Consider the following 21,672-nt stretch of genomic DNA (forward strand, 5'->3'; position numbering starts at 1 on the left):
CAGAATGGCCATTTTGGTGGTGACCACCTCCTGGAGGTCCTCATGGCACCGCAGACCCGGAAGGCCGCGATCGTCGGCGGCAACCGCATCCCGTTCGCCCGCTCCAACGGCGCCTACGCCCGGGCGAGCAACCAGGACATGCTCACCGCCACCCTCGACGGGCTCGTCGCCCGCTTCGGCTTGCAGGGTCAGCAGGTGGGCGAGGTCGTCGCCGGCGCCGTCCTCAAGCACGCCCGCGACTTCAACCTCACCCGGGAGAGCGTGCTGGGCTCCCGGCTGTCGGCCGCGACGCCGGCCTACGACGTCCAGCAGGCCTGTGGCACCGGTCTGGAGGCGGCCGTCCTGGTCGCCAACAAGATCGCCCTGGGGCAGCTCGAGTCCGGCATCGCCGGGGGCGTCGACACCACCTCCGACGCGCCGATGGCGCTCAACGAGGACATGCGGCGGGTGCTGCTGGCGGTCAACAACGCCAAGACGCTGCAGCAGCGGCTCTCCGCGCTGGCGGGGATCCGGCCCGGTCAGCTGGTCCCCGAGGTCCCCCGCAACGCCGAGCCGCGCACCGGCCTGGCGATGGGCGACCACGCAGCGATCACCGCCGCGGAGTGGGAGATCGGCCGGGAGGAGCAGGACGAGCTGACCGTCCGCTCGCACCAGGCCCTCGCCGCCGCCTACGACCGCGGCTTCTTCGACGACCTGGTGACGTCGTTCCTCGGCCTCACCCGCGACCAGAACCTGCGCCCGGACACCTCGCTGGAGAAGCTGGCGAAGCTGAAGCCGGTGTTCGGGCAGGGCGAGGGCGCCACGATGACGGCGGGCAACTCGACCCCGCTGACCGACGGGGCCTCCGCCGTCCTGCTCGCCTCCGACGAGTGGGCCGCCGAGCACGACCTGCCGGTGCTGGCCCACCTGGTCGACGCGCAGACCGCCGCGGTCGACTACGTGCACGGCGGCGAGGGGCTGCTGATGGCCCCGGCCTACGCGGTGCCGGTGCTGCTGGCCCGCAACGGGCTGACCCTGCAGGACTTCGACTTCTACGAGGTCCACGAGGCGTTCGCCTCCACGGTGCTCGCGACGCTGAAGGCCTGGGAGAGCCCCGAGTACTGCAAGGAGAAGCTCGGGCTGGACGCGCCGCTGGGCTCGATCGACCGGGGCAAGCTGAACGTGCACGGCTCGTCGCTGGCGGCCGGGCACCCCTTCGCCGCGACCGGTGGCCGGATCGTCGCGACGCTGGCCAAGACGCTGCACGAGGCGGGGCCGGGCAAGCGAGGCCTGATCTCCATCTGCGCCGCCGGCGGCCAGGGCGTCGTCGCGATCCTCGAGTCCTGACCACCCGCGCCCCCGTCCCTGAGGAGAACCCCATGAGCGACTGGTACCGCGACTTCGCCAACTCCGGCCTCGGCACCACCATCACCAAGCAGCTGGGCCTGCCCCGGCCGGCGGAGCTGCGCCGGTACGAGCCCGGGCAGCCGCTGCTCCCGGGCCCGGCGGTGGTCGGGTCGGCCGGCGAGGGCCGGCTGCGCGAGGAGGTCACCGGGCTGCTGCGCGACGCCGGGGTGACCGTCGTGTCCCCGGTGGCCGCCGACGGCTCGACCGACGGGGAGCGGCTCGCCGCCGTCCTGCTGGACGCCACCGGGCTGACCGGCCCGGCCGACCTGGCCGCGGCCCACGACTTCCTCGCCCCCGCGCTCAAGCGGCTGCGGCCGTCGGGTCGGGTCCTCGTGCTGGCCGACCCGCCGGCGGAGACGTCCTCCCCGGCCCAGGCCGCCGCCCGGCAGGCGCTGGAGGGGCTGGTCCGGTCGCTGGCCAAGGAGCTGCGCAGCGGGTCGACGGCGAACCTGGTGCACGTGCCCCTCGGGGCCGAGCGCTCGCTGGCGAGCCCGCTGCGGTTCTTCCTCTCCGGCCGGTCGGCCTACGTCGACGGCCAGGTGCTCGCCGTCACGACCGCCGACCTGCCCACCGGGGAGGACGCCGACCGGCCGCTGGCGGGGAAGGTCGCCGTGGTGACCGGTGCCGCGCGCGGGATCGGTGCGGCCATCGCCCGGGTGCTGGCCCGGGACGGCGCCCACGTGGTCGCCGTCGACGTGCCGGCGGCCGGGGAGCAGCTGGCCGAGGTCGCCAACGAGGTGGGTGGGACGGCGGTGGCGCTGGACATCACCGGCGCCGACGCCGGTCCGCGGCTGGCCGCCCAGCTGGTGGCCCGGCACGGTGGCGTGGACGTCGTCGTGCACAACGCCGGCATCACCCGGGACAAGCTGCTGGTCAACATGGACGCCGCCCGCTGGAACTCGGTGATGGCGGTGAACCTGCAGGCGCAGCTGGACATCACCCAGGCGCTGCTGGACACCGAGGGAGCGCTCAAGCCGGGTGCCCGGGTGGTCAGCGTGAGCTCGCAGTCCGGGATCGCCGGCAACCGCGGGCAGACGAACTACGCGGCGTCCAAGGCCGGGGTCATCGGCATGGTGCGCAGCTGGGCGCCGGAGTTCGCCGAGCGCGGGGCCACGATCAACGCCGTCGCACCGGGCTTCATCGTCACCGAGATGACCGCGAAGATGCCGCTGGGCACCCGTGAGGTCGGCTCCCGGCTCAACTCGCTGCAGCAGGGTGGGCTGCCGGTCGACGTCGCCGAGACGATCGCCTGGCTGGCCCAGCCGGGCAGCGCCGGGGTCAACGGCCAGGTCGTCCGGGTCTGCGGCCAGTCGCTGCTGGGGGCCTGACGTGACCCGCACCGTGCTCGACACCCCGCCGGCGATGCCGGCCCTGTTCGCCCGGGCCGCGCTCACCGCGCGCGGCCGGGGCGGCGACCTGCCCGACACCCGGCTGGCCCGGCTCGGCGTCGAGGTCGACCCGGCGCACCTGGCGGACTACGCCCGGGTCTCCCGGTTCCCGCTCGCCGACACCCTGCCGGTGACCTACCCGCACCTGCTCGCCTTCCCGCTGCAGGTGGCGCTGATGACCGACCGGGCGTTCCCGCTCGCGCTGCCCGGTCTCGTGCACGTGCGCAACCAGATCGAGCAGTTGGCGCCGATCGGCACCGGCGCAGCGCTGGACGTTGAGGTGTGGGCCGAGCGGTTCGCCGGGCACGTGCGCGGGGCGACCGTCGACCTCTGCGCCACGGTCTCCGCCGGGGGTGCGGAGGTCTGGCGCAGCCGGTCGACGTACCTGGCCCGCGGGGCGACGGCGCCCGACGGCGCGCCGGACGCCGACGTCTCAATGTCGGTGGGGGAGCTGGAGCGCGTCAACGCCCAGTGGCAGGTGCCCGCCGACACCGGTCGCCGCTATGCGGCGGTCTCCGGCGACGTGAACCCCATCCACCTCTCCGGGGTCACCGCCAAGGCCTTCGGCTTCAAGCGGGCGATCGCGCACGGCATGTGGGTGAAGAGCTGCACGCTGGCGGCGCTGGCCGGCCGGCTGCCCGAGGCCCTGTCGGTGGACGTGGCGTTCCGGAAGCCGCTGCTGCTCCCGGCGACGGTCACGCTCTCGACCGAGCAGGCCGGGGGCGGCTGGGACGTCGCCGTCCGCAACGCGAAGGCGGGCACCGAGCACCTGCTGGGAAGGATCCGTCCGTCCTGAGCTCCCGCGCGGCGCACGATGACGGGTCGTTGCTCACCTAGCATCGCACCGTCATGGACACGCAGCCGATGCAGCAGGTGAGCCCCGGCCGAGCGCTGCCCCTCCTGTCGGAGGAGCCCGCCCGGGACCCGGGCTTCCTGTCGGATCAGCTCACCCGGGAGCCGGACCCCCCGTCGGAGCAGCGCACGCGGGAGCCGGTCTGGGTGGTGCTGACCCGCGGCGCCGGCGAGCTGATGGTCACCGTGGGGCTGGTGCTGCTGCTGTTCGTCGTCTACGAGGTCTACGTCACCGACCTGCTCAACGACCGCCGGCAGGACCAGCTGACCGAGGAGATCCGCGACGTCTGGGCGGACGCTCCGGAGCCCACGGCCGTGCTCCCGGTGCTGGTCGAGCCGGCGGCCGGTGAGCCGCTCGCGGTGCTGCGCATCCCGCGGCTGGGAGAGGACTACCAGCAGGTCGTGCTGCAGGGCACCGACGAGGCCCAGCTGTCGCAGGGGCCGGGGCACTACGCCGGGACGGCGATGCCCGGGCAGCCCGGCAACCTGGCCATGGCCGGGCACCGGGTGGGCAAGGGATCACCGTTCATGGACCTGGACCAGCTCCGGCCGGGCGACCCGATCGTGGTGGAGACCGCGGACGCGTGGTTCGTGTACCGGGTCCTCGGCGACCCGGCCACCGGCGACTTCACCACCGATCCCAGCGGGATCCCCGGCCAGCAGATCGTCCGGCCGTCCGACGTCGACGTCATCGCCCCCATGCCCGGCGTTGCCGGTGCGGCGCCGTCGGGCACGTACCTGACCATGACCACCTGCCACCCGAAGTACTCCGCGCGGCAGCGCCTGATCGTGCACGCCGGCCTGGACGGCGCCCCGGTCGCCAAGGTCGATGCGCCCGACGGCCCGCCCGCCCTGCTCGAGGGCGGAGAGGACTCCTGATGTACGGCTGGATCTGGCGGACGCTCCCGGGCGGACGGACGAGCAAGGCGCTGCTCTCCCTGCTGCTGGCGCTCGCCGCCTGCGCGCTGCTGCTGCTCGTCGTCTTCCCGTGGGTCGAGCCGATGCTCCCGTTCAACGACGTGACCATCGACCAGTGAGCCGCCTGACGGGGTGGCGGGCCCGCGCCGCCGGTGTCAGCCCAGCGCCTCCGGCACCGCGTCCAGCAGCCAGTCGGGACTGACGCGGGCCACGTCGTCGGCGACCAGGCCGGCCTCCGTCGCCGCGGCGGTGACCGCAGCGCGCGTCGTCGTCGGAGAGCCCCGGGGCGCCCACCTGAAGGGCTCACATGCTGCGGCGCGCCTTGAGCAGCGGCGGGCGGCCGTCGGGGTCGATGACGTAGCGGTAGAGGGGCGCGGCCAGCAGCCGCTCCCGCAGGGGCGGGCGCTCGACGTGGTGGGCCCGCAGCCGGCCGGGGGGGCGGGGGCCCTGACGCCCGCCGGCGTGCCAGGCGTCCAGGGCGGCGGCGCACTCCCGGAACACCGCCACCGCCCGCTCCGGGTCCAGCAGCTCACCGTCGGCGTCGGCCCGGCCGAGGTGTTCGCGCATCAGCTCCAGCCGCAGCTCCCGGGCGAAGCGGCGGGCCCCGTCCCCGTGCCCACCCGGGTCGGTCGGTTCCCGCGGGTCCCGCTCGCCGTCGAGCACGGCGGCGGTGAGCTCCGAGTCGTGCGTCCAGGACCGGCGGTTGAAGTTGTCGCTGCCGACGGTGGCCCACACGTCGTCGACCACGCAGACCTTGGCGTGCACGTAGACCGGGTTGCCCCGCACGTTCTCCACGTCGAAGACCTGCACCCGGTCCCCACCGGCGGCCCGCACCATGTCCAGGGCCCGGTCCTGCCCGACGGCCGCCGGCAGGATGCTGACCGGGCTGCTCTTGTCCGGGTGCCGGGGCACGACGACCACCAGGTGCAGTCGGGGCCGGGCACGCAGGGCCTCGGCGAACACCCGGGCGACGTCGGTGGACCACATGTACTGGTCCTCCACGTAGACCAGGCGCTCGGCCCGGGCCAGCGCCTTGGCGTACCCGCGGGCCACGCTCCGCTCGCCGTCGGGGGCGAACGGGTACCCGGGCCAGCGGTTGGGGTAGGTCCGCAGCAGCTGCACCGCGCAGGACCCCTCACCCGATGGCGCCGGCAGCGCCTCGGGCAGGGACGACGGCGTCCGGTCCTGCCCGCGCAGCAGGTCCGGCAGCACGTGCCACGGCATCCGGGACAGCGCCGCGGGGTCCTCCCACCGCTCCCGGAACACCGTCTCGACCTCGCGGACGACCGGCCCGCGCAGCTCCACCTGCACGTCGTGCCACGCCGGGGTGTCGCCGTAGGCGTCGGCGAACGGCCGGGACTGCGGGTCGCCCCCGTGGGCGGCGTCGTCCCGGCGGCTGTGCGCCACGTCGATCCCGCCGACGAACGCGACGTCGTCGGCCGGGCGGTCGCGGTGCCGGACGACGACGAACTTCTGGTGGTGGCTGCCCATCGGCCGGACCCGCTGGTCCAGCAGCACCTCGCCGCCGGTCTCGTTGACGTCCCGGGACAGGCCCCGGTTCTCCTCCGCGGAGTAGCTCAGCGCCTCCACGTGCGACCGCCAGATCAGCCCCTTGACCAGGGCGCCGCGGCGGACGGCGTCGGACAGCGCCTTCCCCACCGTCAGCCCGTCGTCGGTGAGCAGTTCGTCGGTGTCGCCCCGCCAGCCGGCGAGGAACACCACGTCGCCGCGCCCGGCGCCGGCGAGCGCCTCGGCCAGGGCAGGGAAGTAGGCGCGGCCGTGCACGATCGGCCGCACCCGGTTGTCCTCGGTCCACGGCCGCAGCCGGGTGGCGGCGTTGCCGCGCTCGTCAGCGGTGAGGAACCAGGCCTCCGGGCCGGCCGGGGCCGCGGGTGGCAGGTCGAGCGCGGCATCCAGGCGGGCAGCCAGCTCGGCGCCGTCCGGAGCCCGGACGACCGGGACCTCGCCGACGGCACCGCTCGGCTCACCGCGGTCCTGCTCACCCCCGACCGGCAGGACCTGCCGCAGCGCGATCGCCTCCACCCGGTCCGGGTGCTGGCGGGCGAAGTCCTGGTAGATCTCCGGGTCGTGCTCGCCGTCGTCCCCCACGAGCACCCAGCGGATCCCGGGCAGGTCGGTGGACAGCCGCTCCAGCGAGCTCCGCTTGTGGGCCCGGCCGTCCCGGAACCAGGCGCGTGGCGTGATGCCCCAGTCGGTCATCAGCAGGGCCCCCGCCGGGAACCGGTTCCGGTCCAGGAAGCGGGCCACCGGGCCGGCCAGGTTCCACGGCCCGTTGCTGAGGTAGACCACGGGGGCGTCCGGGTGCTCCTGGACGAGCCGGGTGAGCAAGAGCGCCATGCCCGGCACCACGGTGCGCCCGCTGCTGGACCGGGCGAAGGTCCGCCAGGCGGCCCGGAGCGGGTGCCGCAGCCCGGTCACCCAGATCGTGTCGTCGACGTCGCACACCACGCCGCGGCGGACGTCCGGCGCGGCGACGTGCACGGTCGCCCGCGCGGGCTCGCGCCCGGGCACCCGCAGCTCGACCTGCGCCGGTCCGGGCGGGAGGGCCACGTCCAGGGTGACGTCGACGAGCCCGGCTGCATCGGACCGGGCGGTCTGCCGCACGTCGCCCAGCGCGATCTCCACCTCACCGCCGGGCTCCTCGAGGGTGAGGAACCGCCGCCAGCCCGGGATGTCCCGCCGGGCCCCCGGGTCGGTGCCCACCGGCGCCAGCAGCACCCGGCCCAGCACCCGGGCGCGACCGCTGGCGCCGTAGCCGGGGAAGGTCAGCGCCGCAGGATGCCAGCCCCGGCGTCGGGCCACCCGGGCCAGCTGGTCCCGCAGGCCGTTCTCCAGCCGGTAGGCGATCCCGATCAGCCGGCTGGGGGCGTCGGCGGTGGGATCGGCCGGGTCTGCTGCCGGACCGCTCCGCCGGCGGTGGGTCTGTGCGGTCATCCTGGCGGCTCCGTGGGTGGTGGCGTCGGTGCGTGGTGGCGTGGCCCCGGCCGTGCAGCGCAGCACTGCGCGGGCGGGGCGGGCGAGTCCTCAGTCCTATCGTGGAACCACCCGGTCCGCTCGGGCGTTGCGCCTGGCAGCGGTGCAGCCGGGTGCGGACGCCGGATCGACGACGAGGAACAGGGGACCACGGTGAGCACGCGCTGCCCAGGGCCGCGCCATGACCGGACACGGTGGGGACGCCGGTGACCGAGTGGTTGCTGCTCCTGGCGGCCGTTCTCCTGGTCGCCGCCAACGCGCTGTTCGTCGCGGCCGAGTTCTCCCTCATCGCCGCCGACCGGGTCACCCTGGAACGTGAGGCGGCGGCGGGCGACCGCCGGGCGGCCGGTGTGGTCGCGGCGATGCGCTCGCTGTCCACCCAGCTGTCCGGCGCGCAGCTGGGCATCACCGTGACCAGCCTGGTCGTCGGGTTCATCGCCGAGCCGTCGCTGGCGACGTTGCTGCGTGGGCCGCTGGGGCTGACCGGGCTGGGCGACGGGGCGGTGACCGCGATCTCGGTCGGGCTCGCGCTCGCGGTGGCGACCGGGGTGCAGATGGTCTTCGGCGAGCTCGTGCCCAAGAACTGGGCGATCGCCGAGCCGACCCGGGTGGGGAAGTTCGTGGCCGGGCCACAGCGAGCCTTCACGACCGCGACCCGGCCGTTGATCACCTTCCTCAACGGGTCGGCGAACCGGTTGCTGCGCCTGATGGGCATCACCCCGACCGAGGAGCTCGCCTCGGCGCGGGCCCCGCAGGAGCTGGCGTCGCTGGTCAACCGGTCGGGGCAGGCCGGGACGCTGGACGTGGGCACGGCCGACCTCGTTGCCCGGTCCATCCAGTTCGGCGACCGGACGGCGGCCGACGTGATGACCCCCCGTCCGCGGGTCCGGTTCCTCCGCGCGGACCAGCCGGTCGCCGACCTGCTGGAGCTGGCTGCGTCGAGCGGGCACGCGCGATTCCCGGTCGAGGGGGAGAGCGTCGACGACGTCGTCGGGGTCGTGCACTTCAAGCACGCGATGGCGGTGCCGGCGGCACAGCGGGCGACCCGCACGGTGGGCGAGGTGATGGTGCCGGTGCGCGCAGTGCCGGAGACCGTCGAGCTCGACCCGTTGCTGGAGACCCTCCGCGAGCCGGGCCTGCAGGTGGCCGTGGTGGTCGACGAGTACGGCGGCACCGCCGGCATCGTGACCCTGGAGGACCTCATCGAGGAGATCGTCGGCGAGATCGACGACGAGCAGGACGCTCCCGTCCACCGGCAGCGCCAGGCACCGGACGGGTCCTGGGTCCTCTCCGGCCTGCTTCGGCCCGACGAGGCCGGCGAGGCCGTCGGGCTGGAACTGCCCGAGGGCGAGGGCACGGACACGCTCGGCGGGCTGCTGACCGAGCGGCTGGGCCGGCTGCCCCGGGTCGGCGACCGCGTCGTCCTGCCGGCCCGCGACGTCGCCCACCCGGACCCCGACGGCGTCCCCGTGCCGACCGAGGTGGCGGTGACGGTGACCCGGCTGGACGGCCACCGGGTCGACCGGGTGCGGATGCGGCGCACCGGGGGCGCGACCGCGGCCTCGGCACGACGGACCGAGAGGGAGACCGCCCGATGAGCGACAGCGTGGCCATCCTGCTCGCGGTGCTGCTGCTGGCCGGGAACGCCTTCTTCGTGGGAGCCGAGTTCGCCCTGGTCTCCGCCCGGCGGACGCAGATCGAGCCGCGCGCGGCCGAGGGCGTGCGCGGCGCCCGGACGACGTTGAAGGCCATCGAGAACGTCTCGCTGATGATGGCCGGCGCCCAGCTCGGCATCACGGTCTGCTCACTGGGCCTGGGTGCGGTGGGTGAGCCGGCCGTGGCGCACCTGCTCGAGGGGCCCTTCGCCGCAGCGGGTCTGCCCGAGGCGCTGGTGCACCCGATCGCATTCGCCATCGCGCTCGCCGTCGTGGTCTTCCTGCACATGGTGCTGGGGGAGATGGTGCCCAAGAACATCTCGCTCGCGGGCCCGGAGCGGGCAGCGCTGCTCCTCGGGCCGCCGCTGTACTGGGTCGTCCGGGGCCTGCACCCGCTGATCTGGCTGCTCAACCAGGTGGCCAACCTGGTGCTGCGGGCACTGCGGGTCACGCCGCAGGACGAGGTCAGCTCGACGTACACCCGCGACCAGGTGACCGGCCTGATCGGGGAGTCGCACCGTGAGGGGCTGATCGACGAGCGGGAGCACCAGCTGCTCACCGGTGCGCTGCAGTTCGACGAGCAGCGCACCGCCGACGTGGCGATCCCGACGGCGGACCTGGTCACCGTGCCGTCCGGGATCACCGTCGGCGAGCTCGAGGAGGTGTGTGCGGCCACCGGCTACTCCCGCTTCCCGGTGGTGGACGGCGACGGCGACCTCGAGGGCTACGTGCACCTCAAGGACTTCCTCGCCGTCCCGGTGGCGGAGCGGGACTCCCCGGTCGACCCGGCGCTCATCCGGCCCCTGGCCGGCGCGACGACCGACCAGGGGCTGCGCGACGTGCTGGCCACCATGCAGCGGGAGGGCGCTCACCTGGCCGTCGTCCGGGACAAGGGCGGTCGGACGGTGGGCGTGGTGGCCCTGGAGGACGTGCTCGAGGAGCTGGTCGGCGAGGTGCGGGACGCCGCGCAGACGGTGGCGGCCGGCCGTCGGTGACGGCGGCCGGCCGCTCAGCTCCGGCGCGACCCCCGGGAGGAGCGGTTGCGCCGGCCGGCGCCCCCGCCGGTGTTCGCGGTCGGCGCCGGGCGATCGCCCGCCCGGCCGCGGCCGCCGCCGGCCGGACGGGAGCGCTCGGCGGCGCCCCGCCCGGCGCGCGGGCCGCTGCACGGGCGGCAGGTGGTGAACCACGGGGCGATCGAGGTACCGCACTCGGTGCACGTGCCCGAGCGGCCGATGGCGATCGCGTCGGGCAGCAGCTCGGTGATCGTCTCGGCGCACGCCTCCTCGAGCTCGGCGGCGTCGTCGCTGTCCAGCCCGGCCACGCCGGGGAACTGGCGGAGCAGGGTCTGGGCGTCCCGCGCGGCGGCAGCGGCCTGCTCGTACTCCTCGACCGAGCCCTTGACGGGGTACTCGGGGAGCACGGTCTCGACCGGCACGGGCAGGCCGACCGCGTGCTGCAGGGCGGCCCGGGCCAGCACCAGCCAGCGGGTGCGCCGCGGCGGGTTGTAGTCGATGGCGAGGTTGATCAGCCGCCACACCGTCTGCAGGTCGCCGGCCTCGCCGAGCGGCCCGCGCAGCATCGGCAGCAGGGCGTGCACCCGCAGCACCAGGCCGGTGACGTCGTCGGCGGTCATGCCCTCGTCCTGGGTCGCGACCCGTGCCCAGGCCATCCATCGGGTCAGCGCCTCGGGCAGGTCGACCGCCTCGTACGCGCCGAGGTCCTCCAGCTCCGGGCGGAGGCGGGGCCGGCGCTTGGGCAGGTCGCTCATCTCGTCGCCGCGGGCGACCGCAGCGCCGGCACCGACCAGCGCGCCGACCGGCTTGAGCCCGGCGACGCCGATCAGGATGCCGGTCTGGCCGTGCCCGGTGAGCCCGTACCGCCCGGCGCGCCCGGCGATCTGGGCGACCTCCCAGGTGCGCAGCGGGCGCAGCTCCTGGCCGTCGAACTTGGTGGTCTCGGCGAACAGCACCGTGGTGGCCGGCACGTTGATGCCGTGGCCGATGACGTCGGTGGTCACCAGCACGTCGAACTCGCCCCGGGTGAACCGGTCGATGACCTGGCGGCGGGTGGCCGGCGGCAGCGCGCCGTAGAGCACGCCGACCTTGCCGGGCCGGTGCTGGTCCAGCTCGGCGGCGACGGCGTAGACGGCCTTGCGGGAGAAGGCAACGACCAGGGTCTGCGGGCGGACGGCGTCGGTGCGCACCGGTGCCTTGAGGACGTCGAGGCGCGAGAGCCGCTTGTGGTTGACGACCTGCACCTGCTGGGCGTCGGTGACCAGCGGCTTGAGCACCAGGTAGGCCTCGGCAGCGGAGATGAGGTGCATCTCGCGGTACTCGCCGGTCAGCAGCAGCCGCGCCCAGTGGTGGCCGCGGTCCGGGTCGGTGACCCAGTGCGACTCGTCCAGGACGAGCAGCTCGCCGCGGTCGGGGGCCTTCTCCACGGTGCAGCAGACGATCGCCGCGTTCGGGTCGATCTCCTCCTCGCCGGTGGACAGGCCCACGGTGCCCGGCGGGAGCTGGGCGGAGAGCTTGGCGTAGGCCTCGTGGGCCAGCTGGCGCAGCGGGGCGGCGTAGACGCCGGAGCCGGTGGCGGCCAGCGCCTGCAGCGACTCGTAGGTCTTGCCGGAGTTGGTCGGGCCGAGGTGGAAGACCACCTTCTCCGGGCGGGTGGCCCGGGAGGGGAGCTCGGGAGCAGCGCCGTCCACCCAGATCTGCTGGGCGCGCTTCTCGTCGCGCGCGGCGATCCGGTCGGCGTCACGGGCGGCGTTCTCGCGGGAGGCGCTGCGCTCACGGCGACGGGTGGGGGACTGCGGGGGGACGGTCACAGACAGGGAGTGTCCTTCGGTGAGGGATCAGACGGTGGGAGGTCGACGCGCGCGTGCGCGGACCATCAGTAGGTGGAACACCGCCAGCGGTCTCATCATGCCCCATCGGGCTTTCCACGACGATCCATTGATCGCTCGTGCTGTTCTGCCAAGGCCACGTGGAATAGCTCGAGGGCTCCTCTGCGGGCGGTTGTCGGTAGTTGCCCAACAAACGGCTCATCCAGGACAGGTTACGGTTTGATAACGCGACGTACCAACGGCTCGGCGGCGCACGGTCGGCACCCAGGTCAGTGCCAGGTTCCGTGCAGCACCCGGACCTCCGGGTAGACGCGCCCGGCGTTCCGGGCACCCTTCCCCTGGGAGATCGACGTGCGTCTCACGTCCCCGTCCCGTCGTGCAGCCGGCTTGCTGGCCGTCACCGCGATCGGCCTGTCCACCGCAGTCCTCAGCGTCACCGGCATCGCCTCGGCCGGTACCACCACGAACACCTTTTCCACCGAATCGGGCGGCGGCGAGACCATCACCAGCGCGACCGAGCTGGTCATGGAGGGTTCCTGCACGATCGACTGGGTGCTCGATGGCGCGGCCGGTGGCAGCAGCGACACCAGTGGGACCCCCGGCGTGGGCGCCTCCGGCAGCCGCGTCGCGACGTCGACGACGGCGGTGGACGGCGATGTCTTCCGGCTCTACGCAGGCAACCAGGGCGGGGACGCCGACGGGACCGTCCCGCAGGTGGGCACCGGTGGCACGAACGCCTCCGGCGTCGCGAACACCGCGGGGCTGGACGGCGTCGAGACCCTCGACCCGAACGATTCGACGGTCGTGACCTATGGCGGCGGCGGTGGCTCGGCGTCCGTGGTCACCGGTGCCAACGGCTTCCTGGTGAGCGCGAAGGGTGGCGCCGGCGCCGGCTCCGCGGGTACCGGCGGAGGGACCGACTCCGCGGCGGCCACCGTATCGACGGTGACCGGCGCAGGTGTCATCAGCGGTTCGTACACCTGCACCACGGTCGACCCGCCGTCGGGGAACGTGCCGGCGGCCCCGGAGGCCCCCTACGAGCTGTCCGCCCGGAGCGGTGACGGGGCGCTGACCCTGCGCTTCTTCCCCGGCTCGGACAACGGCAGCAACACCGCGGCCACCTGGGAGTACAGCGTCGACGACGGCGCCACCTGGAAGCCCTTCGCCTCCACGGCCACGGAGCAGTACAGTGCGGCCCTCACCGGCTCGGTCACCGGCCTGACGAACGGCACCGACTACGTCGTCCGGGTCCGCGGCGTGAACACCGTCGGCAACGGCACCGCGAGCTCGTCGACGGTGGGCACCCCGGTGTCCCCGGTCGGCCTCCCGGCCAACCTGGCCGTGGCCACCCGGCCCGGCTCGCTGCTGGTCACCTGGGACCCGTCCCCCGCCGGCACCCTCCCGGTCGGCGGCTACGAGGTCTACTACAGCGACCTGGACAGCGGTGATGGCGGCCACGCGCCGTGCAGCCCGACCGTCACCGACCGCACCTGCCTGATCGGCGTGGAGACCGGCAAGAGCTACGCGATCACCGTGCTGGCCCACGACACCGCCGGCAACTCCGGTCCGAACGCGTCCGTGCGCACTGGTGCGGTCCCCGCGCTGACCGTGCCCGCCACGCTGCCCAAGTCCGACGGCACGCTGGTCAGCGACGCCGTCGACGGCAAGGTCGTGGCCGGCGAGAAGGTCACCATCACCGGCAAGGACTTCCTGCCCGGCTCCACGGTCGACGTCATCGTCTACTCCAGCCCGGTGAAGCTCGGCTCGGCCGTCGTCCTCTTCGACGGCACGTTCAGCTTCACGGCGACGCTGCCCAAGGACCTGGTCAACGGCACGCACCACCTGGTCGCTGCCGGTGTCGACGCCAACGGCAACGCCCGCAACATGGTCATCGAGATCACCGTGTCCGGTGGTGTCGCGACGGTCACCGACTCCGGTGGCCTGGCCTACACCGGCTTCTCGCCGCTGCCGTTCATCGGTGCCGGCGTGCTGGCCCTCGGGGCCGGAGGCGGCCTGCTCGTCGCCTCGCGCCGCCGCGCGCAGTAGTCCCGCTTCACCACTCCGGCCCCGTCCCGCATCTGCGGGGCGGGGCCGGACCCGTTCCAGGCCGGGGCGCTAGCCTCGGACCGCCAGGAGGGCTCGCCTAGTGGCCGATGGCGGCGGTCTTGAAAACCGCTAAGAGGTAATCCCTCTTCGTGGGTTCGAATCCCACGCCCTCCGCACATCGCCGGTCCGCCCGTGCGCACGGACGGCTGCCCCCAGGTCACCGGGACGTTGCGTTCCGCTCACCCGTGCGCCACCCTCTTGACAGTTGTTTGTAAGGACGGTTGCCTAACAAATGTGACCGCCGTCGCAGACCCCCCGCAGCCCAGGCGAGCCCTGCGCTCCACCGCCAAGGTGCTGCCCGAGCATGCCCGGGCGAGCAACCGCTCGATGGTGCTCCAGCTGCTCTTCCACGCCGGGCCGCGATCGAGGGCGGAGCTGGCCCGCGCGACCGGGCTGACCCGGGTGACGATCTCCGACCTCGTCGCCTCCCTGCTCGCCCAGGGCCTGGTGACCGAGCTGGGCCAGCAGGCCGACGGCAAGGTCGGCAAGCCCGGCACGCTGGTCGGCCTGGACGCCGAGGCCTTCCAGATCGTCGCCGTCGACCTGGCCGACGACGAGCGGGTGCACGGTGCGGTGCTCGACCTCTCCGGCGCCGTCCGGGAGCGCCGGACGGCGCCGGTCGGCGGCTGCACCGGCGCCGCGGCCGTCGAGGTGCTGCTGGGGCTCTGCCGGGAGCTCGTGGCGGCGACCACCCGCCCGGTGCTCGGGGTGGGCGTGGGCTCCCCGGGCGTCATCGACCTCTCCGGCCGGGTGCTGCAGGCCCCGAACCGCGGCTGGTACGACCTGCCGCTGGCCGAGCAGCTGAGCGCGGCGCTCGAGCTGCCGGTGCACGTGGCCAACGACGCGGACACCGCCGCGCTGGGGGAGTTCACCTGGGGCGGCGCCTCCGGCAACGGCCTGCTGGTGCTCACCGTCGGCGGTGGCGTGGGCGCCGGCATCGTGCTGGACGGCGCCCTCGTCCAGGGCAACGAGCACGCCGCCGGTGAACTCGGGCACGTGACCGCGCTGGACGAGCGCGACGAGCACGACCGGGCTCCGCTCGGCCGCCCCGAGCTCTGCGCCTGCGGGCGCCTCGGCTGCCTGGAGACGGTGCTGTCCGTGCCGGCGATGCGCCGGCGGATCGCCGGGCTCGACGCAGCCGGCCGGGACGCCGCGCTGGCCTCGGTCGGGCGCCGGCTGGGCATCGTGCTGGCCCCGGTGGTCAGCGCCCTGAACCTCTCCGAGGTCGTGCTCTGCGGCCCGGAGGAGCTGCTGGGTGGACCGCTGCGCGACGCGGCGCTGGCCACCCTGCGCGAACGCACCATCCCGGTCGTCAGCAGCCACGTCCAGCTGCGGATGACCTCGCTCGGCGAGCACGGTGCCCTGTCCGGGGCTGCCGTGCTCGTGCTGTCCGGTCAGCTCGGGGTCACGTGACCTCGCGAACGCGGTCACGCGACCTGGGTGGTGGTGCACCCAGGCGACGACCCCGAGCCGACCTCCTGCACGTCGGGAGAGCACGCCCCTGGAACGGCGCTGTCCGGCACCGTCCCCGCATCGGGAAGGAACCCCAACATGAAGAGCGTACGCACGAGCGGCCTGGCCGCTCTGGCCATCGGGATGCTGGCGCTGTCCGCCTGCGGCGGCGGGGACGCCGCGGGTGACGAGGGTGGTGGCGGTGGAGGAGAGGTGCGGCTGTGGCTCGCCGGCTCCGACACCCCGCAGGAGCTGCGGGACCACCTGGTCGAGACCTTCGAGGCCCAGCACCCCGACTCGACCCTGGTGATCGAGGAGCAGGACTGGAACGGGCTCGTCCCGCGGCTGCAGACGGCGCTGACGTCGGAGAGCCAGACGCCGGACCTGGTGGAGCTCGGCAACACCCAGAGCCCGACGTTCACCTACGCCGGTGCCTTCAGCGACATCAGTGACATGTACGACGAGCTCGGCGGTGACGACCTGCTGCAGGGCTTCGTCGATGCCGGCACGGTCGACGACACGCTGTACGCGGTGCCCTACTACTCCGGCGCCCGCGCGGTCTTCTACAACAAGGAGCTCTTCGCCGCCGCAGGGGTCGAGGTGCCCACCACGCTGGCCGAGTTCACCGAGGTCGCGCAGACCCTCCAGCAGGCCAACCCGACCGGGGCACCGAGCTTCTCCGGCTTCTGGCTGCCCGGCCAGGACTGGTACAACGGCGTCGCCTGGCTGAACAGCCACGGCGGCGAACTGGCCGTCGAGGAGGACGGCGAGTGGGCGGGGGCGCTGTCCAGCCCCGAGTCGCAGGAGGGGCTGGCCGCAGTCCAGGAGCTGTTCGCCACCGCCACCAGCGCACCGCGGGACGCCGACTCCGACGAGCCGTGGATCGCCTTCAACAACGGTGAGGCGGCGATGTTCTCCGCCCCGACCTGGGCCCGCTGGAGCATCGACCTGCCCGAGTGCAACAAGGGCGTGGCCGCCGACGACGAGTCCGCGGCGGCGAAGGCGCTGCTGGACGAGCAGCAAGCGTGCAACGAGGAGAAGACCGGCATCTTCGCCCTCCCGGGTCTGGAGGAGGGCTCGGTGGCGCCGGTGTTCTCCGGTGGCTCGAACATCGGCATCCCGGCCAAGTCGGGCAACCAGGAGCTGGCCCGCGACCTGCTGCGGATCATCTTCACCCCCGAGTACCAGACGATGCTCGCCGAGAACGGGCTGATCCCGGGCAACACCGAGTACGCCGACGCGCTCGGCGACGACGTCTACGCCCAGGCGGCACTGGCCGCGGCGGTCGACGCCGAGCTGACGCCGCCGGCGGAGAAGTGGGCCGAGGTCGAGGGCGCCCGGATCCTGGAGGACCTCTTCCAGGAGATCGCCAGCGGCACCGACCCGGCCACGGCCGCGGCGAAGACGGACCAGCTGATCACCGACACGCTCAACTGACCGCCTGACCTCGTCCGCCGGGGGACGCGACCGCGCCCGCCCGCCGTCCGGCGCCCACGCGCCGCGATCGCGTCCCCCTGCCCGGCCCGGTCCTGCCCGGATCCAGGAGCCCCCCATGCCCGCGCCACCCGCACCTGCGACGATCGCACCCGCCCCTCCCCGCACCCCGCACCCGGCGACCGGGAGCAGCCCTGCGGCCCCACGGCATCGGCAGAGACCGCTCCGCTCCCGCCTGGGGCCCTACCTCCTGCTCGTCCCGGCCCTCGTCCCGCTCGCAGTGGGCCTGGGCTACCCGCTGGTCCGCCAGTTCGTGTTCTCGTTCCAGGAGTACGGCCTGGCCCAGCAGTTCGGCCGCCCCGCGGAGTGGGTGGGCCTGGACAACTACGCCACCCTGCTGTCCGACCCCTACGTCTGGGGGGTGATCGCCCGGTCGATCGCCTTCTGCCTGGTCAACGCGGCGCTGACCATGACGCTGGGCATCGCCCTGGCGGTGCTGATGACCAAGGTCGGCCGGGGCGCCCGGATCACCCTGCAGGTCGGGATGCTGCTGGCCTGGGGCACCCCGGTGCTGGCCACGATGACCGTCTGGCAGTGGCTGTTCGACTCCCAGTACGGCGTCGTCAACTGGGTGCTGGCCGGGCCGCTGGGGATGGAGGGGCAGCGCGGCCACTCGTGGCTGATCGAGCCGCTGTCCTTCTACGCCGTGGCCACGGTGATCGTGGTCTGGATGAGCGTCCCGTTCGTCGTCTTCACCGTGTACGCGGGGCTGCTCCAGGTGCCCGAGGAGTGCCTGGAGGCCGCGCAGCTCGACGGGGCGAGCAGCTGGCAGCGGCTGTGGCGGCTGGCGCTCCCGATGATCAAGCCGGTGCTGTTCGTGGTGGCCCTGTTGCAGGTGATCTGGGACCTGCGGGTGTTCACCCAGATCCACGTCCTGCAGCGGGCCGGCGCGCCGACCCGGGAGACCCACCTGCTGGGCACCTACATCTACTCGCTGTCCAAGGAGTTCTCGATGGCCGGGGCGATGGCCACGATCATGCTGGTGATCACGCTCCTGCTGACCACCGCCTACATCCGCCGGATGCTGCGCGAGGAGGAGGCGTGACCTCCGTCGTCCCGCCGCCCGCCACGGCCGTGCCGGCCAGGGCCCGGGAGGTGCCCGCCCGGCGTCGGCCGCGTCGCCGGGGCACGGCGGCCCGCCGGCTGCTCGGCGTGCTGGCGGTGCTGACCGCGCTGGTCTGGGTCTTCCCGGTCTACTGGATGATCAACAGCGCCTTCCTGCCGACCAACCGGCTGCGCACCCCGGAGCCGTCGTTCCTGCCCTTCGGCGGCACCCTGTCGAACTTCCGCCGGGTGCTCACCGACCCGTCGTTCTACGACGCCTTCAGGGTCTCCCTGGCCGTCACCGGGCTGACCCTGGCCGCCGCGATCCTCTTCGCGTTCGTCGCGGCGCTGGCGATCAGCCGGTTCCGGTTCCGCGGCCGCAAGAGCTTCATCGTGACGGTGCTCGTCGTGCAGATGATCCCGGCCGAGGGGCTGTTCATCTCCCAGTACCAGATGCTGGACACCTGGCAGCTGGTCAACTCGGTGGTGGGCCTGTCGATCGTCTACGTCGCCGCCGTCCTGCCGTTCACGATCTGGATGCTGCGCGGCTTCGTCAGCGGCGTGCCGATCGAGCTGGAGGAGGCCGCGATGATGGACGGGCTGTCGCGGACCGGGGCCTTCTTCCGGATCACCTTCCCGCTGCTCGCCCCCGGGCTGGTCGCCTCCGGCGTCTACGGGTTCCTGCAGGCCTGGAACGAGTACACCCTCGCGCTGGTGGTGATGACCGACCCGGCCGAGCGCACCCTGCCGCTGTGGCTGCAGGGCCTGGTCGAGGCCAACCGGGCCACCGACTGGGGGGTGGTCATGGCCGGGGCGGCGGTGATCACCGTGCCGGTCATCCTGTTCTTCCTGTTCGTCCAGCGACGGATGAGCTCCGGTCTGGTGGCCGGGGCGGTGAAGGGGTGACCGCGCTCTCGGCAGGTGAGGGCGGGTGCACGGTCGGGCTGGACATCGGCGGCACCAAGGTGCTCGGGGTGCTGCTGGACGACGCCGCGACGGTCCGGGCCAGCGTGCGGGTGCCCAGCCGGCCCGGCACCGAGGGGGTGGTCGGTGCCGCGGCCGAGGTCGTGGGGCAGCTGTGCCACACCGCCGGGATCGCACCGGCCGAGCTGGCCGGGGTCGGTGCCGGGGTGCCCGGCCTGGTCGCCCCGCTGACCGGCGAGGTCTCCCACGCGGTCAACCTGGGGATCTCCGAGCAGCCGGTCGCACTGGCCCTGCTGCTGGCCGACCGGCTGGGGGGTGTGCCGGTGACCGTGGAGAACGACCTGAACGTCGCCGCGGTCGGCGCGGCACGGGTGCTCGGCCTGCGGGGCGACCTCGCCTTCCTCTCCCTGGGCACCGGGGTGGCCGCCGGGCTGCTGCTCGGCGGGGAGCTGCGGCGCGGCCATCGCGGCGGCGCGGGGGAGATCGGGCACATCCCGCACGACCCGGCGGGCCCGCGCTGCCCGTGCGGCCAGCGTGGGTGCCTGGAGCTCTACGCCTCCGGGGCGGCGCTGGGCGCGGCCTGGCCGAGCCGCACCGGTCGGCCCGCCGCGGTGGAGGTGTTCGAGGCGGCGGCCGCCGGGGACCCCGCCGCCGTGCGGGTCCGGGACGCCTTCGCCGGGGCGGTCGCCGCCGCCGTCCGGCTGCTGGTGCTCACCTGCGACGTCGAGCACGTGGTGCTCGGGGGTGGGGTCGCCGAGGTGGGCGTCCCGCTGCTGGCTGCGGTGGCGCAGCAGTCCCGGCGGCAGGCCTCAGGCTCGCCGTTCCTGGACAGCCTGCGGATCGCCGACCGGGTCCAGCTGGTGCCGGACGGGGTGCCGGTGGCCCCGATCGGGGCCGCGCTCGCCGTGCGGGACCGGGTCGCGGCGAACGGGCACCGCCGGGTGCCCACCCCGTCGTGACCGGCACGGCCGCACCCCCTTCCCCCGACGAGGAGCTCCGCAGGATGGCCACCGAGCCCCGCAGCACGCCCGACCTGGACCGGCTGGTCAACGCCTGCCTGATGCCGGGCTTCACCGGTCCGACGCTCCCGGCCTGGGTCGCCGACGCCCTGGACGACGGCCTCGCCGGCATCTGCCTGTACGGGCAGAACCTCACCGGCGAGGGCCCGCCGGTGACCGAGCGGATCGCGGCGATCACCGCGGCGGCCCGGGCGGTGCGCGGCGACGTGCTGGTGGCGCTGGACGAGGAGGGCGGGGACGTGACCCGCCTGGAGTACACGGTGGGCAGCAGCTGGCCGGGCAACGCCGCGCTCGGCGTGGTGGACGACGAGGCGCTGACCACCGCGGTGGCCACCGGGATCGGCGCGCAGCTGCGCCGGGTGGGGGTGGACGTCGACCTCGCGCCGTCGGTCGACGTCAACAGCGACGTGCGCAACCCGGTCATCGGCGTCCGCTCGTTCGGTGCCGACCCGGCGCTGGTCGCCCGGCACGGGGTGGCCTTCGTCCGCGGGCTGCAGGCCGCCGGCGTCGCCGCTGCCGCCAAGCACTTCCCCGGGCACGGGTCGACCACGGTCGACTCGCACCTGGGCCTGCCGGTCATCGACGCCGACGAGGCCACGTTCCGGGCGCGGGAGCTGCCGCCCTTCGCCGCCGCCATCCGCGCCGGGGTCGACCTGGTGATGACCGCGCACGTCGTCTTCCCGGCGCTGGACGCGGCGCCGGCGACGCTCAGCCGCCGGCTGCTGGTCGACCTGCTCCGGGAGGAGCTCGGCTTCACCGGTGTCGTGGTCACCGACGCGCTCGACATGGCCGGGGTCCGGGCCGCGCACGGACTGGCCGGGGCAGCCGTCCTCTCCCTGGCCGCCGGCGCCGACCTGCTGCTGCTGGGCGCCGAGGACGGCGAGGAGCACTGCGCGGCGATCCGGGCGGCGGTGCGGGCCGCCGTCGCCGACCGCACGCTGTCCGAGGACCGGCTGCGGGACGCCGCGGCCCGGGTCACCGCGCTGCGGCAGCGGCTCGCCGCTGTGGCCCGATCCGCGGCGCCGGTGACCGCGCCGGGCACCGGGCGGGCCGCCGCGCGGGCCGCCCTCCGTGCGCGGGAGGTCGCCCCGCTGACCGGGCCGGCGGTCGTGGCCGAGCTGCGGGCCGGCACGAACCTGGCGGTCGGGGACGCGGCCTGGAGCCTGGCCGGGCCGCTGGCGGAGCACGGCCTGCTGGCCGGGCTGCAGACGGTGACCGAGGACGGCGTCTCGGCCGACGACGTGGTCACCGCGGCGGCCGGCCGGCCGGTGGTGGTCGCCGTGCGGGACGCGTACCGCAGCCCCTGGCAGACGGCGTGGCTGGACCGGCTCCACCGGGCCCGGCCCGACGCGGTCCTCGTCGCGCTGGGCATGTCGGTCGACGCCGAGCGGGCGCCGGGGCCGGCGGTCGCGGCGCACGGTGCCGCCCGGGCGGTCACCCAGGCGGTCGCCGACCTGCTCCACGGCGACTGAGTCGGTCGGTCCGCCCCGGGGGCGGGCGGTCCGGAGCAGACGGACATGAACAGGACCTGTCCGTATCGACGACTGCCTGCTTTCATGTCGACACGTCGCGTTCACACGGATGAGTGACAGTCCACG

17 protein-coding genes and 1 tRNA gene are annotated in these 21,672 nt (G+C 74.3%); 15 read left to right on the forward strand and 3 right to left on the reverse strand.

Annotation, left to right across the window (positions count from 1 at the left end; translation table 11 throughout):
- The first annotated feature begins 42 nt into the window (after positions 1-42).
- The 5 genes from O2W18_RS00690 to O2W18_RS00710 are packed head-to-tail and all read left to right on the forward strand — an operon-like array spanning position 43 to position 4,663.
- Positions 43-1,326: an acetyl-CoA C-acetyltransferase gene (locus O2W18_RS00690; protein ID WP_269185664.1), complete on the forward strand. Its 1,284-nt coding sequence runs from the start codon at positions 43-45 to the stop codon at positions 1,324-1,326.
- A gap of 32 nt (positions 1,327-1,358) precedes the next feature.
- A complete protein-coding gene (locus O2W18_RS00695) occupies positions 1,359-2,714 on the forward strand; it encodes a 3-oxoacyl-ACP reductase (protein WP_269185665.1) in 1,356 nt (451 codons plus the stop codon).
- 1 nt (position 2,715) lies between these two features.
- On the forward strand, positions 2,716-3,570 hold the full coding sequence (locus O2W18_RS00700; protein ID WP_269185666.1) for a MaoC family dehydratase: 855 nt from the start codon (positions 2,716-2,718) through the stop codon (positions 3,568-3,570).
- 53 nt (positions 3,571-3,623) lie between these two features.
- Positions 3,624-4,505: a class E sortase gene (locus O2W18_RS00705; protein ID WP_269185667.1), complete on the forward strand. Its 882-nt coding sequence runs from the start codon at positions 3,624-3,626 to the stop codon at positions 4,503-4,505.
- Positions 4,505-4,663 (forward strand): hypothetical protein, encoded by a 159-nt coding sequence (locus O2W18_RS00710; protein WP_269185668.1) that lies wholly within the window; start codon positions 4,505-4,507, stop codon positions 4,661-4,663. Before O2W18_RS00705 ends, O2W18_RS00710 begins: the two co-directional genes overlap by 1 nt.
- 184 nt (positions 4,664-4,847) lie before the next feature.
- Here O2W18_RS00710 and O2W18_RS00715 read toward each other — a convergent pair whose 3' ends face one another.
- The gene (locus O2W18_RS00715) at positions 4,848-7,499 is read right to left on the reverse strand and encodes a phosphatase domain-containing protein (protein ID WP_269185669.1); all 2,652 of its coding nucleotides are present in this window, start codon (positions 7,497-7,499) and stop codon (positions 4,848-4,850) included.
- 245 nt (positions 7,500-7,744) lie between these two features.
- Between O2W18_RS00715 and O2W18_RS00720 the strand changes: the two genes are divergently transcribed.
- Positions 7,745-9,136 (forward strand): hemolysin family protein, encoded by a 1,392-nt coding sequence (locus tag O2W18_RS00720; protein WP_269185670.1) that lies wholly within the window; start codon positions 7,745-7,747, stop codon positions 9,134-9,136.
- Entirely contained in the window at positions 9,133-10,188 is a 1,056-nt protein-coding gene (locus O2W18_RS00725; protein ID WP_269185671.1) for a hemolysin family protein, read from the forward strand. The genes O2W18_RS00720 and O2W18_RS00725 overlap by 4 nt, the downstream gene beginning before the upstream one ends.
- 14 nt (positions 10,189-10,202) lie before the next feature.
- Here O2W18_RS00725 and O2W18_RS00730 read toward each other — a convergent pair whose 3' ends face one another.
- Both O2W18_RS00730 and O2W18_RS00735 read right to left on the reverse strand, forming a co-directional pair.
- Positions 10,203-12,017, reverse strand: coding sequence for a helicase-related protein (locus O2W18_RS00730; protein ID WP_269185672.1), 1,815 nt, complete (start codon positions 12,015-12,017; stop codon positions 10,203-10,205).
- Between the two features lie 287 nt (positions 12,018-12,304).
- Positions 12,305-12,562, reverse strand: a complete 258-nt coding sequence (locus tag O2W18_RS00735) for a hypothetical protein (protein ID WP_269185673.1) — start codon at positions 12,560-12,562, stop codon at positions 12,305-12,307.
- A 25-nt stretch (positions 12,563-12,587) separates the two neighbouring features.
- On the opposite strand from O2W18_RS00735, the gene O2W18_RS00740 reads away from it, so the two are divergent.
- From O2W18_RS00740 to O2W18_RS00775, 8 genes are all read left to right on the forward strand, one after another.
- Positions 12,588-14,081 (forward strand): fibronectin type III domain-containing protein, encoded by a 1,494-nt coding sequence (locus O2W18_RS00740; protein WP_269185674.1) that lies wholly within the window; start codon positions 12,588-12,590, stop codon positions 14,079-14,081.
- 86 nt (positions 14,082-14,167) lie between these two features.
- A tRNA-Ser gene (locus O2W18_RS00745) sits at positions 14,168-14,255 on the forward strand.
- 120 nt (positions 14,256-14,375) lie between these two features.
- Positions 14,376-15,554: an ROK family transcriptional regulator gene (locus O2W18_RS00750; protein ID WP_269185675.1), complete on the forward strand. Its 1,179-nt coding sequence runs from the start codon at positions 14,376-14,378 to the stop codon at positions 15,552-15,554.
- Between the two features lie 138 nt (positions 15,555-15,692).
- Positions 15,693-17,030 carry an extracellular solute-binding protein gene (locus tag O2W18_RS00755; protein WP_269185676.1) on the forward strand — a complete coding sequence of 446 codons (1,338 nt, stop codon included), beginning with the start codon at positions 15,693-15,695 and terminating at the stop codon, positions 17,028-17,030.
- A gap of 310 nt (positions 17,031-17,340) precedes the next feature.
- Positions 17,341-18,132 carry a carbohydrate ABC transporter permease gene (locus tag O2W18_RS00760; protein WP_269185677.1) on the forward strand — a complete coding sequence of 264 codons (792 nt, stop codon included), beginning with the start codon at positions 17,341-17,343 and terminating at the stop codon, positions 18,130-18,132.
- A complete protein-coding gene (locus tag O2W18_RS00765; RefSeq protein ID WP_269185678.1) occupies positions 18,129-19,037 on the forward strand; it encodes a carbohydrate ABC transporter permease in 909 nt (302 codons plus the stop codon). The genes O2W18_RS00760 and O2W18_RS00765 overlap by 4 nt, the downstream gene beginning before the upstream one ends.
- Positions 19,034-20,014, forward strand: a complete 981-nt coding sequence (locus O2W18_RS00770) for an ROK family protein (protein ID WP_269185679.1) — start codon at positions 19,034-19,036, stop codon at positions 20,012-20,014. Before O2W18_RS00765 ends, O2W18_RS00770 begins: the two co-directional genes overlap by 4 nt.
- Positions 20,015-20,058: 44 nt before the next feature.
- Positions 20,059-21,546, forward strand: coding sequence for a glycoside hydrolase family 3 protein (locus tag O2W18_RS00775; protein WP_269185680.1), 1,488 nt, complete (start codon positions 20,059-20,061; stop codon positions 21,544-21,546).
- Positions 21,547-21,672 lie beyond the last annotated feature (126 nt).

The organism is Modestobacter sp. VKM Ac-2983 (assembly GCF_026967885.1).
Classification (GTDB): domain Bacteria; phylum Actinomycetota; class Actinomycetes; order Mycobacteriales; family Geodermatophilaceae; genus Modestobacter.